Annotated in this window: 12 protein-coding genes and 1 tRNA gene; 4 read left to right on the plus strand and 9 right to left on the minus strand. The window is 70.6% G+C overall.

The genetic code is table 11. The features are described from left to right. Positions 1-54: 54 nt before the first annotated feature. From B0B15_RS01560 to B0B15_RS01575, 4 genes are all read right to left on the minus strand, one after another. Positions 55-1,038: a DnaJ C-terminal domain-containing protein gene (locus tag B0B15_RS01560; protein WP_076672977.1), complete on the minus strand. Its 984-nt coding sequence runs from the start codon at positions 1,036-1,038 to the stop codon at positions 55-57. A gap of 8 nt (positions 1,039-1,046) precedes the next feature. Next, on the minus strand, positions 1,047-1,664 hold the full coding sequence (locus B0B15_RS01565) for a nucleotide exchange factor GrpE (RefSeq protein WP_076672978.1): 618 nt from the start codon (positions 1,662-1,664) through the stop codon (positions 1,047-1,049). Between the two features lie 9 nt (positions 1,665-1,673). Further along, entirely contained in the window at positions 1,674-3,545 is a 1,872-nt protein-coding gene (gene dnaK / locus B0B15_RS01570; protein ID WP_076672979.1) for a molecular chaperone DnaK, read from the minus strand. A 346-nt stretch (positions 3,546-3,891) separates the two neighbouring features. Beyond that, on the minus strand, positions 3,892-5,640 hold the full coding sequence (locus B0B15_RS01575; RefSeq protein WP_076672980.1) for a DEAD/DEAH box helicase: 1,749 nt from the start codon (positions 5,638-5,640) through the stop codon (positions 3,892-3,894). A gap of 126 nt (positions 5,641-5,766) precedes the next feature. Here B0B15_RS01575 and B0B15_RS01580 point away from each other — a divergent pair, with 126 nt between their 5' ends. Continuing rightward, complete coding sequence (locus tag B0B15_RS01580; RefSeq protein WP_076675071.1) at positions 5,767-7,140, plus strand: MFS transporter; 1,374 nt, start codon at positions 5,767-5,769, stop codon at positions 7,138-7,140. A 16-nt stretch (positions 7,141-7,156) separates the two neighbouring features. On the opposite strand, the gene B0B15_RS01585 is transcribed toward B0B15_RS01580, so the two are convergent. Further along, the gene (locus tag B0B15_RS01585; RefSeq protein WP_076672981.1) at positions 7,157-7,672 is read right to left on the minus strand and encodes a MarR family winged helix-turn-helix transcriptional regulator; all 516 of its coding nucleotides are present in this window, start codon (positions 7,670-7,672) and stop codon (positions 7,157-7,159) included. A gap of 107 nt (positions 7,673-7,779) precedes the next feature. Here B0B15_RS01585 and B0B15_RS01590 point away from each other — a divergent pair, with 107 nt between their 5' ends. Next, positions 7,780-8,697, plus strand: coding sequence for a hypothetical protein (locus B0B15_RS01590; RefSeq protein WP_076672982.1), 918 nt, complete (start codon positions 7,780-7,782; stop codon positions 8,695-8,697). A gap of 154 nt (positions 8,698-8,851) precedes the next feature. Here the strand turns inward: B0B15_RS01590 and dcd are convergent, their stop codons facing one another. Further along, complete coding sequence (gene dcd, locus B0B15_RS01595) at positions 8,852-9,457, minus strand: dCTP deaminase (RefSeq protein WP_076672983.1); 606 nt, start codon at positions 9,455-9,457, stop codon at positions 8,852-8,854. 320 nt (positions 9,458-9,777) lie between these two features. On the opposite strand from dcd, the gene B0B15_RS01600 reads away from it, so the two are divergent. After that, a tRNA-Gly gene (locus B0B15_RS01600) sits at positions 9,778-9,851 on the plus strand. Between the two features lie 245 nt (positions 9,852-10,096). Here B0B15_RS01600 and B0B15_RS01605 read toward each other — a convergent pair. From B0B15_RS01605 to B0B15_RS01615, 3 genes are all read right to left on the minus strand, one after another. Next, a complete protein-coding gene (locus B0B15_RS01605; protein ID WP_076672984.1) occupies positions 10,097-10,642 on the minus strand; it encodes a cysteine hydrolase family protein in 546 nt (181 codons plus the stop codon). A 40-nt stretch (positions 10,643-10,682) separates the two neighbouring features. Beyond that, complete coding sequence (locus B0B15_RS01610) at positions 10,683-11,444, minus strand: SDR family NAD(P)-dependent oxidoreductase (RefSeq protein WP_076672985.1); 762 nt, start codon at positions 11,442-11,444, stop codon at positions 10,683-10,685. Positions 11,445-11,731: 287 nt separating this feature from the next. Then, entirely contained in the window at positions 11,732-12,094 is a 363-nt protein-coding gene (locus tag B0B15_RS01615; protein WP_076672986.1) for a hypothetical protein, read from the minus strand. A gap of 138 nt (positions 12,095-12,232) precedes the next feature. On the opposite strand from B0B15_RS01615, the gene B0B15_RS01620 reads away from it, so the two are divergent. After that, on the plus strand, positions 12,233-12,832 hold the full coding sequence (locus tag B0B15_RS01620) for a YdeI/OmpD-associated family protein (RefSeq protein ID WP_076672987.1): 600 nt from the start codon (positions 12,233-12,235) through the stop codon (positions 12,830-12,832).

The following is a 12,832-nucleotide window of genomic DNA, read 5'->3' on the forward strand; positions in this document are numbered from 1 at the left end:
GTTCTCGGCATCCTGACTCATCGGATGCCGAGAACCGCGGCGACGCGCGAGTGTCTACCGCGCCTTGGCCATGAGGTCGGCGCGGGGGTTCTCTTTCGGTTCGAGCGCCTGGAAACGCTCGAGGGCTTCACGGGCCGCGTCGTCGAGGTGCGCGGGTACGACCACCTGCACCTCGGCGAGCAGGTCGCCGGTGCCCTTGGCGGTCGAGATGCCGCGACCCTTGACGCGCAGCACGCGTCCCGAGGGGGTGCCGGGGGCCACGCGCAGGCGCACCGTGTCGCCACCCAGCGTGGGCACCTCGATCGTGGCGCCCAGGGCGGCCTCGGTGAAGGTGACCGGGACCGCCACCCGCAGATTGAGACCGTCGCGCGTGAACACGGGGTGCGGGCGCACCGCCACGGTCACGACGATGTCGCCGCTCTCCCCGCCGTCGGGGGACTTGCGACCCCGACCGCGCAGGCGGATCTTCTGCCCGTCCGAGACGCCGGCCGGGATCTTCACCTTGAACGGGACGTTGTCCTCGCCCTGCAGGGTGATGGTCTCGCCCTTCGCCGCGGTGACGAAATCGATCGTCGTCCGCGCCGTGACGTCGGCCCCGCGCTGGGGACCGCCGAAACCGCGGAATCCGCCCGTCGTCTGCCCGAAGCGCCCGGAGCCGAAGCCCCCGCCGCCCTGCTGGTCGAACATCGTGAAGAAGTCGTCGAAGCCGCCCTGGGGCTGGCCGCGACCCTGACCGAACCGGCTGAAGACGTCGTCGAAACCGCCGCCGCCGCCCGCCCCCGGAGCCGAGAAGCGCGCCCCCGAGCCCATGGCCCGGATCTGGTCGTACTCCTCGCGCTGCTCGGGGTCGTTGAGCACCGAGTAGGCCTCGCTGATCTCCTTGAACTTCGCTTCGGCTTTCGCGTCACCCGGGTTCGAGTCGGGGTGGTACTGGCGCGCGAGCTTGCGATACGTCTTCTTCAGATCGGCAGCGCTGACGCTCTTGTCGACACCGAGGACCTTGTAGAAGTCCTTGTCGAACCAGTCCTGACTCGCCATGCGTCCTCCTATTCGGCCGGCACAGCCACGACGACCTTGGCCGGTCGCAGCTCCACCGATCCGAGGCGGTACCCGACCTCGACGACCTCGAGGATCGTCGTCTCGGTCACGCCCGGAGTCGGGGCCTGGAAGATCGCCTCGTGCTGCTGCGGGTCGAACGCGTCGCCGACGGCGCCGTACGACACCACGCCGAGGCGCTCGGCCACGGCGCGCACCTTGTCGCCGATCGCGGCGAGGGGGCTGCCCTCGACGAGGTCGCCGTGCTTGGCCGCGCGGTCGAGGTCGTCCATGACGGGGAGGAGACCCTTCACGGCCTCGCCCTTCGCACGCTCGATCTCGCGCTCGCGCTGCTCCTCCGTACGCCGACGGTAATTGGCGTACTCGGCCTGCAGACGCTTGAGGTCGATCAGCAGCGAGGCCTCCTTGTCGGAGGAGGCTCCCTCTGCGGCCGCCTCGGGCGTCTGCTCGGCGCCGAGGATGTCGTCGATGGTCAGGCCCTCGGCATCCGGGGCCTGCGTCTCGGACTGCTCGCCCGACGGCGCGGGGCCGGAGGTGTTCTCCTCCGGCCCCGTCTCGTCAGGACCGGCGCCCGAGCCCGTGGGCTGTTCGTCGTCCTTGTGTGCCATGTTCTCTGCTTACTTCTTCTCGTCGGGGTTCTCGTCGTCGACGACCTCGGCGTCGATGACGTCTTCCTCGGGGTTCGGCGTCTCGCCGTTGCCCGGCTGACCCACGTTCGGGTCGGCGGGCTCGCCCGCGGCCTGCGAGGAGGCGTAGATCGCCTCGCCGAGCTTGCCCTGGCTGGCGTTCAGCTTGTCGAACGCGGTCTTGACCGCGTCGTCGTCGTCACCGGCGAGAGCCGTCTTGAGCGCGTCGACGTCGCCCTGCACCTCGGTCTTGACCTCGGCGGGGAGCTTGTCCTCGTTCTCCTTGATCAGCTTCTCGATCGAGTACGACAGGGTCTCGGCCTGGTTGCGGGTCTCGGCGGACTCGCGGCGCTTCTTGTCCTCGGCCGCGTTCTCCTCGGCCTCGCGCACCATGCGCTCGATGTCCTCCTTGGGCAGCGACGAGCCGCCCGTGATGGTCATCGACTGCTCCTTGCCGGTGCCCTTGTCCTTCGCCGACACGTGGACGATGCCGTTGGCGTCGATGTCGAAGGTGACCTCGACCTGCGGGATGCCCCGGGGAGCCGGGGCGATGCCGGTGAGCTCGAAGGTGCCGAGCGGCTTGTTGTCGCGGGTGAACTCGCGCTCGCCCTGGAAGACCTGGATCGCGACCGACGGCTGGTTGTCGTCGGCGGTGGTGAAGGTCTCGCTGCGCTTGGTGGGGATGGCCGTGTTGCGCTCGATGAGCTTGGTCATGATGCCGCCCTTGGTCTCGATGCCGAGGCTCAGGGGGGTGACGTCGATGAGGAGGACGTCCTTGCGCTCGCCCTTGAGGACACCGGCCTGCAGGGCAGCGCCCACGGCCACGACCTCGTCGGGGTTGACGCCCTTGTTGGCATCCTTCCCGGTCTCCTTCTTCACCAGCTCGGCGACCGCGGGCATGCGGGTCGAGCCACCGACGAGCACCACGTGGGCGATGTCGTCGACCTTCACGCCGGCCTCGCGGATGACGTCGGAGAAGGGCTTGCGGGTGCGGTCGAGGAGGTCCTTGGTGAGGTCCTCGAACTTGGCGCGCGACAGCGTCTCGGACAGCGACACGGGGCCCGAGTCGGTGAGCGACAGGTAGGGCAGGTTGATGGAGGTCGAAGTCGAGCTCGACAGCTCCTTCTTGGCCTGCTCGGCCGCTTCCTTCAGACGCTGCAGGGCGATCTTGTCACCCGAGACGTCGACACCGGTGGTGTCCTTGAACTGCTTGATCAGGTAGTCGACGACGCGCTGGTCCCAGTCGTCTCCACCGAGACGGTTGTCACCGGAGGTGGCGCGCACCTGGATGGTCGAGAAGTCGTCGTCCTTGCCCACCTCGAGCAGCGAGACGTCGAACGTTCCGCCACCGAGGTCGAAGACCAGGATGAGCTCGTCTTCCTTGCCCTTGTCGAGGCCGTACGCAAGGGCCGCGGCGGTGGGCTCGTTGATGATGCGCAGCACGTTGAGGCCCGCGATCTCACCGGCCTCCTTGGTGGCCTGGCGCTCGGCGTCGTTGAAGTACGCGGGCACCGTGATGACGGCATCCGTCACGCTGTCGCCCAGGTACTCCTCGGCGTCGCGCTTGAGCTTCTGCAGGATGCGGGCCGAGATCTCCTGCGGCGTCCACTTCTTGCCGTCGACGTCGAAGCTCCACGTGGTGCCCATGTGGCGCTTGACGCTGGAGATGGTGCGGTCGACGTTGGTCACGGCCTGGCGCTTCGCGGTCTCGCCGACGAGCACCTCGCCGTCCTTCGTGTACGCGACGACCGAGGGGGTCGTACGGAAACCCTCGGCGTTGGCGATGACCTTGGGCTCGCCGCCCTCGAGCACGCTCACGACGGAGTTGGTCGTACCGAGGTCGATTCCCACTGCACGGGGCATATGTGTCTCCTTGCTTGTGAGCACGGCCGGTGCCGCACTCGGGGTTCTAGTGAAAGTCTTTGCGCGGGTTGAGCCGCGATGACTCAAGGTTATCGAACCCCCGTCGGGAGGTCAAGGTGACTTGATATGAATTGGCTCAACTTCCGGATGCCGCGGTCCATGGACAGCGAAGGATTGCGGTTTCGGCGTCCCTCCTCCGGTTTCGAGGCGCGCAATGCCGTTCGGGGCGCGATATCTCCCGCCCCGAACCGAAGGGAAGGATCCTCACGACGACGCCCCCGCCCCCAGAGGGGAACGGGGGCGTCGAACGGATGCCGCGAGCCCGGCGCGGTGGCCGGGCCCGGGCTCAGTCGCGGTCGCGATCGCGGCGCTGCGGCCGGTCGCTGCGCTTCGCGGAGCGGCCGCCCTGGTCGAGGCGCAGGTCGATGAGCTGGCCCGAGATGCGGGTGTCGGCGAGACGGTTGATCGTGTCGTTCGACAGATCGGCGGGGAGCTCGACGAGCGAGAAGTCCTGACGGATCTGGATCGCCCCGAAGTCGTTGCGACGCAGGCCGCCCTCGTTGGCGAGGGCGCCGACGATCTGGCGGGGCTCGACGCGCTGGCGACGGCCGACCGCGATGCGGTACGTCGCGAAGCGCCCGCCGCCACCACGACGGTCGCCGCGGTCACCACCGTCGCGCGCCTCACGGCCCGGCCGGTCGCGGTCGCGGTCGAAGCGCGGCTGCTGGATCGTCTCCTCCTCGAGCAGCAGCGGGGTGTCGCCCTGGGCGACCACGGCGAGAGCTGCGGCCACGTCGGCCTCGGGCACGTCGTGGTGCGCGACGTAGTGGGCGACGACGTCGCGGAAGGTCGCGATCGCGGCGGTGTCCTCGAGGGCGGTGGTGATCGCGTCGTCGAACCGGGTGAGGCGCGTGGCGTTGACGTCGTCGACGCTCGGCAGCGACATCTCGGTCAGCGGCTGGCGCGTGGCCTTCTCGATCGCGGTGAGCATGCGGCGCTCGCGCGGAGTGACGAAGCTGATCGCGTCTCCCGTGCGGCCCGCGCGACCGGTGCGGCCGATGCGGTGCACGTACGACTCGGTGTCGATGGGCAGGTCGTAGTTGACGACGTGGCTGATGCGCTCGACGTCGAGACCGCGCGCTGCCACGTCGGTGGCGACGAGGATGTCGAGCTTGCCCGACTTCAGCTGGTTGACCGTGCGCTCGCGCTGCACCTGGGCGATGTCGCCGTTGATCGCGGCGGCGGTGTACCCGCGGGCGCGCAGCTTCTCGGCGACCGTCTCGGTCTCGTTCTTCGTGCGGGTGAAGACGATCATGCCCTCGAAGTTCTCGACCTCGAGGATGCGCGTGAGCGCGTCGATCTTCTGCTGGTACGACACCACGAGGTAACGCTGCGTGATGTTGGCCGAGGTCGTGGTCTTGGTCTTGACCGTGATCTCTTCGGGGTCGTTGAGGTACTGCGCCGAGATGCGGCGGATCTGCGCCGGCATGGTGGCCGAGAACAGCGCGACCTGCTTGGTCGAGGGGGTGTCGGCGAGGATCGTCTCGACATCCTCGGCGAAGCCCATCTTGAGCATCTCGTCAGCCTCGTCGAGCACGAGGAACTTCAGCTCGCTGAGGTCGAGCGTGCCCTTGTCGAGGTGGTCCATGATGCGGCCGGGGGTTCCGACGATCACGTCGACGCCGCGGCGCAGGGCCGACAGCTGCTGGCCGTAGCCCTGTCCTCCGTACACGGGGAGCACCGAGACGCCCTTGATGTGCGCGGCGTACTTCTCGAACGCCTCGCAGACCTGCAGCGCGAGCTCGCGCGTGGGGGCGAGCACGAGGGCCTGCGGGTTCTTGTGGCCGGTCTCCATCTGGGACAGCACCGGCAGCGCGAACGCGGCGGTCTTGCCGGTTCCGGTCTGGGCCAGGCCCACGACGTCGCGGCCCTGCAGCAGCACGGGGATGGTGGCCGCCTGGATAGCGGAGGGAGTCTCGTACCCCACGTCTTTGAGGGCCTTGAGCACGGCGGCATCCAGTCCCAGGTCGGCGAAGGTGAGCTTTTCGGGGGTGGTCTCAGCCTCAGCGGAGTCGACGGGGGTTTCGGATGCCATGACTCCACGGTAGTCTCCTGCGCGCTCTGCCGTGGGCCCGGGTCTAGCCTGATCCCGCGCGACGTCGCCGTCGCCGTGTCGTGCCGGGGCACCCGGCGTTCACCGAGAGGCCCTACCGTGACCGACATGTCGTCCGCCCCCGGCACCGCTCCCGCTCCCGCCGCCGGCCGGCGTCCCGTCCTGGCATGGGCTCTCTGGGACTGGGGGTCGGCCGCGTTCAACGCCGTCGTCACGACGTTCGTGTTCAGCACCTATCTCGCCAGCTCGCTGTTCGTCGACCCGGCCGTGGTCTCCGCCGCCGGAGGCGACGAGTCGAATCCCGCACTCGTGCGCGCCCTCGCCGAGAACGCCAGCCTCGTCGGCGTCGCGCTCATGATCGCGGGCATCGTGGTCGCGCTCGTGGCGCCCGTGCTCGGCCAACGCTCCGACGGCACGGGTCGCCGGAAGCTCTGGCTCGGCATCAACACCGGGGTCGTGGTGCTCGCCATGGCCGCGATGTTCTTCGTCGAGGGGACTCCCGCCTACCTCATCCTCGGCGCGACCCTGCTGGCCGTCGGCAACGTGTTCTTCGAGTTCGCGAGCGTCAACTACTACGCGATGCTCACCCATGTCTCCACGCGCGAGAACATCGGCCGCGTCTCGGGCTTCGGCTGGGGCATGGGATACGTCGGCGGGATCGTTCTCCTGCTCCTCCTCCTGGTGCTGTTCATCCAGGGCTTCGGGAATCCGGATGCCGGGGGCGTCCTCGCCGTGAGCAAGGACGGCGGCCTGAACATCCGGCTCGCGATCCTGGCATCCGCTCTCTGGTTCGCGGTGTTCGCGATCCCGGTGCTGGTGCGCGTGCCCGAGATCCCGGCCCAGCGACGCCAGGTGCGCGTGGGCTTCTTCCGCTCGTACGTCGTGCTGTGGGGGACGCTCCGCTCGCTCTGGCGCGACAGTCGGCAGGTGCTGCTGTTCCTCATCGCCAGCGCCGTCTTCCGCGACGGCCTCACGGGTGTGTTCACCTTCGGCGCGATCATCGCGGCACAGGTGTTCGGGTTCAGCTCGACCGAGGTGCTCTACTTCGCCGTCGCGGCGAACGTCGTCGCAGGCATCAGCACGTTCGTCGCCGGGCGCTTCGACGACCTGTTCGGCCCGAAGCGCGTGATCCTGGCATCCCTCGCCTGCCTCATCGTGCTCGGGACGGTCATGCTCTTCATCGGGACGTCGCAGACGGCCTTCTGGATCGTCGGCCTGGGCCTGTGCGCCTTCGTCGGGCCGGTGCAGTCGGCGAGTCGGTCGTTCCTCGCGCGCGTGGCGCCGGAGGGACGCGAGGGCGAGATCTTCGGGCTCTACGCGACGACCGGTCGCGCGGTGTCGTTCCTGGCCCCTGGTCTGTTCGCGCTGTTCGTCGGCATCACGGGCGACACGCGTCTGGGGATCCTCGGGATCGTGCTGATCCTGGGCGCCGGGCTGCTGCTGCTGCTGCCGGTGAAGACGAGGGCGGCTGTCATCCGCTGACCCGGACGCCGCCGGCTCAGTCGCGCGGCCAGGCGTCGGCGAACTTCGCCAGCAGGCGCGCGAGCTCGGCGCGCTCGGCGTCGGTGAATCCCTCGAGTGCGGAGCGCACGGCGTCCCGCCGCCGACCGCGGAAGCCGGAGACCAGGCCCTCCCCCTCGGGCGTGAGCCTCACGCGCGTTCGGCGCGCGTCGTCGGGGTCGGGCTCGCGCGCGACCAGGCCCATCTGCTCGGCCTGCTGGACGAGTCGCGACGCGCGGGGCTGATCGACGCCGATCGACTCGGCGATCTGACTGACCGAAAGCGGACCGGATGCCGCGACGAGCGCGTCGAGCAGCCTCACGCGTGCGGGGCCGCCGAACCGCCCCTGTGCGGGATCGGCCCACGGCGGAGCGCCGCGGCCCCACGGCCCGCCGTGTCCACCGTGTCCGCCATGCGGGTGGTGGTGCCGGTCCGGGGGGAACGGTGGGCGCGGGCGTCGACCGCGCAATCGCGCGAGCGCCGCGGCGATGTCGTCGGCGGGGTCGGATGCCATGCCCCGACTTTACATGTGTCTTGACAAGCATCGGGAATGCATGTCACAGTACATTCATTGTCACATGACATGCAAAGGCGGATCGCCCGCCGACGAAAGGACTTCTCATGACCACCTCCACACCTCTGGATGCTCGCAGCCTCGCCCACCGCCTCACCACGGTCGGGCACGCGCTGCACCACCGCCTCTTCGCCCAGCTGCGCGACAGCGGCATCCATCCCAAGACCGTTCTCCTGCTCAGCGCCGTCGACGGCCGCGTCGACGCACCGTGGGTCAGCGCGCGCCTCGCCCGCGGCGGCAAGCGCATCGACTCGCTCGTCACCCGGGGCTGGATCGGCCGCGGCGACGAGGGCTGGGCGCTCACCGACGAGGGCCGTGCGGTCCTCGATCGCGTGGATGCCGCCCGCGCGGCGCTGCTCGCCGACGTTCCGGCCGACGAGCTGGAGCGCTTGACCACCGCACTCGACGCGGTGTCGGCAGCCATCGGCGTCGACGAGACCGACGACGAGGGCTCGCGCACCGACAGCCCCGAGGGGCTCGGCGCCGGCCGGGATTTCGGCCCGTTCGGGCGCGGATTCGGACCGGGGATGCGCGGCTTCGGCCCGCGCGCGCACGGCTTCGGGCCGCGGAAGCACGGCTTTGGACCGCAGAAGCACGGCGTCGCGCGCGGCGAGCACGGCGAGCACGGCTTCGGCCCTGGCGGGCGCGATGGGCACGACTCCGCGCGCGGCGCGCACGGTGAGCGCGGCGGGCACGGTCTCGCCCGCGGCGAACGCGGCCTGCACGGCTCCTCCCGCGGCGAGGCGGGCCACGGCGCCCATGGCCACGACGAGCACGACCGCGCCGGCCACGGACGCGGGTGCGACCCGCGCCGTGACGGCTCCGCGCACGGGCGCGAACACCACCACGGACACCGCCGTGACGACGGCCGGTGGGCGCAGCGCGCCTACGAGCGCGGCTTCGACGCCGGTTTCAGCCGCGGCCGCGAGGCATCGGCATCCGGTGACGCGCCGGCATCCGCGTGATCACCGATAAACGCTCTGCGTGGCGAGAAACGCGCGCTCAACGTGTTTCTGAGGAGGAACGGCGTTTATCGCCGAGCCCGCGTCGCACCCGGAGCGCACAACGGAACAGCCCCGTCGAGGTCGACTCGGCGGGGCTGCTCTGTTGCGGGCGGGGTCAGCGGCCGGCCGACCCCGCGTCGGTCGTGCCGACGTCGGTGCGGTGGAAGTTGAGGGCCGAGCGCGATGCCGTCGGGCCGCGCTGGCCCTGGTAGCGGTTGCCGTAGGGGCCGGAGCCGTACGGGTTCTCGGCGGGAGACGTCAGGCGGAAATAGCAGACCTGGCCGATCTTCATGCCCGGCCACAGTTTGATGGGCAAGGTCGCGACGTTCGAGAGCTCGAGGGTCACGTGGCCCGAGAAGCCCGGGTCGATGAAGCCGGCGGTCGAGTGGGTGAGCAGGCCCAGGCGCCCGAGCGACGACTTGCCCTCGAGGCGCGCGGCGACGTCGTCGGGCAGGGTGACCCGCTCGAAGGTCGACCCGAGCGCGAATTCACCCGGGTGAAGGATGAACGGCTCGTCGGGCTGAACCTCGATGAGGCGCGTGAGCTCGGGCTGGTCCTCGGCGGGGTCGATGAACGGGTACTTGTGGTTGTCGAACAGCCGGAAGTACCGGTCGAGACGCACATCGACGCTGGACGGCTGCACCATCGCCGGGTCGTAGGGGTCGAGCCCGAGGCGCTTCGCGTCGAGTTCGGCCCGGATGTCGCGATCGGAGAGCAGCACGGGTTCAGCCTAGGGCGTGGGATCGCTCCGGTCCGGCCGTCGCGGATCCATTCGCCCGGACAGCGCGCGACCGCCCCGACCGCATGCGATTCGCGAGGACGCACGCGATCGCGTACAGAACGATGCGTTCTCGGCGATGGGATGCGGCCTCACCGGTGCCGCCCGCGAATTCACGTGAGATCGCATGATCCGGGCCCGCGCACCCGTCACAGCAGGTCACTCGGGCACGAGCGCGTGACCTCGGCGCGTGGGTGGGCGGGAACGGGACGCGGATGCCACGGGAGACGCTGTTATGCTGGCCGGGTCGCCGCGAGGCGCACGGGGCTGTAGTTCAATGGCAGAACTTCTGCTTCCCAAGCAGACAGCGCGGGTTCGATTCCCGTCAGCCCCTCCAAAGCCCTCCCGGGTGGCCATCGGCCGCCCGGGAGGGCTTTCGTGTTGCCGTGAAGCGAACCCTTGGGTGGGCCCTTGCCGCGGAGGCTCCGCGGGCCGACGCAGTCGGGCCGTGGAGGGGCGGTAGGGACGATTCCCCTCAGCCTTCCAATGCCCTCACGGGCGGCCACCCGCCGCGCGGGAGGGCATTCGTGTTGCCGAGAAACGAACCCTCCGGGGGCCTACGCGGCCCCGGTCACGCCCGACTCACGCGTCCGCGGGCAGCTCCGCGCTCTCCACCACCCGCGCTCCTGCTCCCCCGAGCGCCGCGAGGAACGCCGCGTGCACCGCCTCGCCGGGCACCTCGACCCCGCCGTGGGCGAGACCGGGGGCGGCGCACGCGTCGCCGACGACCGTCGCGGCGTAGCCGAGGTCGAGGGCGGCGCGGACGGTGGCATCCACGCACATGCTCGTCATCATGCCGACCACCAGCAGCTCCCGCGCGCCGAGGTCGCGCAGGCGTTCGTCCAGGTCCGTGCCGATGAAGGAGTTCGGCGCGTGCTTCACGATCACCGTCTCGTCGGCGTCGGGCGCGACGCGGAGGTCGATCTCCGCCCCGTCGGTACCCACCTCGAGGAAACCCCCGCCGACCGGGCTCTCGTGGCGCACGTGGATGACGGGCGCGGCCAGCGCCCGGTGACGCGCGAGCACCCGCGCGGCGACGTCGGCCGCGGCATCCGGGGCCACCAGGGGGTGGCGTCCGCCGGCGAAGTAGTCGCGCTGGATGTCGATGATCACGAGGACGGGCTGCATGCTCCCCACCCTCTCACCGCCGCGGTGCCTGGGTGCCGGTTCAGCTGCGCAGGTGCGAGGCCCCGTTCAGGTCGAGGATGGCGCCCGACGCCCACTGCGAGCGCGGCGAGCTGAGGTAGACCACGGCATCCGCCACCTCCTCGGGCGTCGCGACACGGCCGAACGGACTCTGGTCCCGGATGCCGTCGCCCTGCGGGCCGGCCAGTTTCTGCTGCTGCCGGTCGGTGCCCACGAAGCCGGGTGCGACGCTCGTCACGGCGATGCCGTGCGGGGCGAGGGCGACCGCGAGAGATTGCCCCATCGCGTGCAGCCCCGCCTTCGCGGCGCCGTACGCGGGGAACTCCGGCTCGCCGCGGAATGCTCCGCGCGAGCCGACGTTCACGATCGCGCCGGGCAGGCCGCGGTCCATCAGCGACCGTGCGACGAGGAAGGTCATGTTCGCGGGGGCGCGCAGGTCGATGTCGAGCATGCGCTCCCACACGTGGTTCCACGTGGCGTAGTCGGCAGCGTCGATCGCGTGCGAGGTCTCGGGACTCGGCGCGATCGCGGCGTTGTTGACGAGCACGTCGATGCGCCCGAACGACGCGAGCACCTCGTCCACCGCCCGCTGCGCGATCGCGGGGTCGGACAGGTCGCCGTCGACGAGCATGTGGCCCTCGCCGTGAAGGAGGTCGAGGGTCTGGCGGGCGGCATCCTGATCGGAGCCGTAGTGCACCGCGACGCGGTCGCCCCTCTCACTGAGCGCCACGGCGATGGCCCGGCCGATTCCGCGCGATGCGCCGGTGACGAGGGAATGCTGCATGCATCCATCCTGCGGGATTCCGAGCGTCCGGGCGGCACGCGCGAAACGGCGGCACCACCCGGACTGTCCGGGGCTCGCACACCGGGACGATGACCGGTCGCATCCGGTGTGGAGGGCCCACGCTACGTCCGTGGTGAGGGGCGGAGGTGGGGTTGACGAGCTCACCCCGGAGATGCGGGGGTCGGCTCGCCGCTGCGGGCGAGGATCACGGCGCCGAGGGCGACGGCGATGATCGCCGCAGCGACGGCGTACCGGCGGCCCGCCCGATAACGGAAGGACTGCCGCCGTCAGGCGCGGGTGAAGCCGTCGAGGTCGGGGTCCCAGAACGCATCGGGGTTGTCGGTGTCGATGGTCTGCTCGTGCGCAATGGCCGGGGCTTGAGGGAAGCGCTTGTGCTGTCGCAGCTCCTCGGCGGCCCATGAGAAGTCGGGCTCCTCACCGGTGAAGTCGTGGGCCGGGGCGCTCAAGACGTCGTTGCCGACGCCGATGACCAGCTCGGCCTCTTCGGCGTCGCCCGCCTCGGTGACGATCGGGATGCTGACCGCCTCGGCCTGCCCGTCGGCGGCGATCGACGCGGTGAGCTGCACGAGCGCCTCCGCCACGTCATCGGTCGTGGTCACGGTCTCGCCGGCGTACGTCACACATCGCATCCCCTCATGCTGGGGGCAGCGTCGCTCGCGAGGGGGTCGCTTGCCCCCGCGGGGCCCATCCGATAGAGGCGCGGTGTCGGAGGCTCGCGCTAAGGTCCGAAGCATCGTGGATCGACGCATCGCGAAGGAGCAGAGACCATGGCCGACGCACCCGAGCTGACCGTCGCCGACGTCACCGCCTGGCGCGCCTGGCTCGACGCCCACGAGAGCGAGAGCGACGGGGTGTGGCTCGTGCTCGCGAAGAAGGGCACGACGTCGCCGACCACCCTTACCTACGCCCAGGCCCTCGACGAAGCGCTGTGCAGCGGGTGGATCGACGGGCGCAAGCAGTCGAAGGATGCCGCCACCTTCCGGCAGCACTTCACCCCGCGCCGCGCCCGGTCGATGTGGTCGGCGCGCAACGTCGACATCGTCGCGCGCCTCGCCGAGGAGGGCCGCATGCGCCCGCGCGGCGCCGACGAGATCGCCCGCGCGCGGGCCGACGGACGCTGGGACCGCGCGTACGCCGGATCGGCCACGATCGAGGTGCCCGCCGACCTGCGGGCGGCTCTGGACGCCGTGCCGGCCGCCGCGCGCGCGTTCGCGGCGCTCACCAAGGCCGAGCGCTACTCGGTGCTGCACCCGATCGTGACGGCGACCACCGACCCCGTGCGCGCGGCGCGGATCTCCCGCCACGTCGCGGCTCTGGCGACTGAGCGGGCTGAACCGCTCCCGCCGTCCGACACCGGGGGACAATGA

This window comes from Microbacterium sp. RU1D, from assembly GCF_900156435.1.
GTDB lineage: Bacteria > Actinomycetota > Actinomycetes > Actinomycetales > Microbacteriaceae > Microbacterium.

What these genes read in the sequence shown, in the direction of transcription:
- B0B15_RS01560 (WP_076672977.1), bottom strand. Translation starts at nt 1,038, where the DNA reads ATGGCGAGTCAGGACTGGTTCGACAAGGACTTCTACAAGGTCCTCGGT.
- B0B15_RS01565 (WP_076672978.1), bottom strand. Translation starts at nt 1,664, where the DNA reads ATGGCACACAAGGACGACGAACAGCCCACGGGCTCGGGCGCCGGTCCT.
- dnaK (WP_076672979.1), bottom strand. Translation starts at nt 3,545, where the DNA reads ATGCCCCGTGCAGTGGGAATCGACCTCGGTACGACCAACTCCGTCGTG.
- B0B15_RS01575 (WP_076672980.1), bottom strand. Translation starts at nt 5,640, where the DNA reads ATGGCATCCGAAACCCCCGTCGACTCCGCTGAGGCTGAGACCACCCCC.
- B0B15_RS01580 (WP_076675071.1), top strand. Translation starts at nt 5,767, where the DNA reads ATGTCGTCCGCCCCCGGCACCGCTCCCGCTCCCGCCGCCGGCCGGCGT.
- B0B15_RS01585 (WP_076672981.1), bottom strand. Translation starts at nt 7,672, where the DNA reads ATGGCATCCGACCCCGCCGACGACATCGCCGCGGCGCTCGCGCGATTG.
- B0B15_RS01590 (WP_076672982.1), top strand. Translation starts at nt 7,780, where the DNA reads ATGACCACCTCCACACCTCTGGATGCTCGCAGCCTCGCCCACCGCCTC.
- B0B15_RS01605 (WP_076672984.1), bottom strand. Translation starts at nt 10,642, where the DNA reads ATGCAGCCCGTCCTCGTGATCATCGACATCCAGCGCGACTACTTCGCC.
- B0B15_RS01610 (WP_076672985.1), bottom strand. Translation starts at nt 11,444, where the DNA reads ATGCAGCATTCCCTCGTCACCGGCGCATCGCGCGGAATCGGCCGGGCC.
- B0B15_RS01615 (WP_076672986.1), bottom strand. Translation starts at nt 12,094, where the DNA reads ATGCGATGTGTGACGTACGCCGGCGAGACCGTGACCACGACCGATGAC.
- B0B15_RS01620 (WP_076672987.1), top strand. Translation starts at nt 12,233, where the DNA reads ATGGCCGACGCACCCGAGCTGACCGTCGCCGACGTCACCGCCTGGCGC.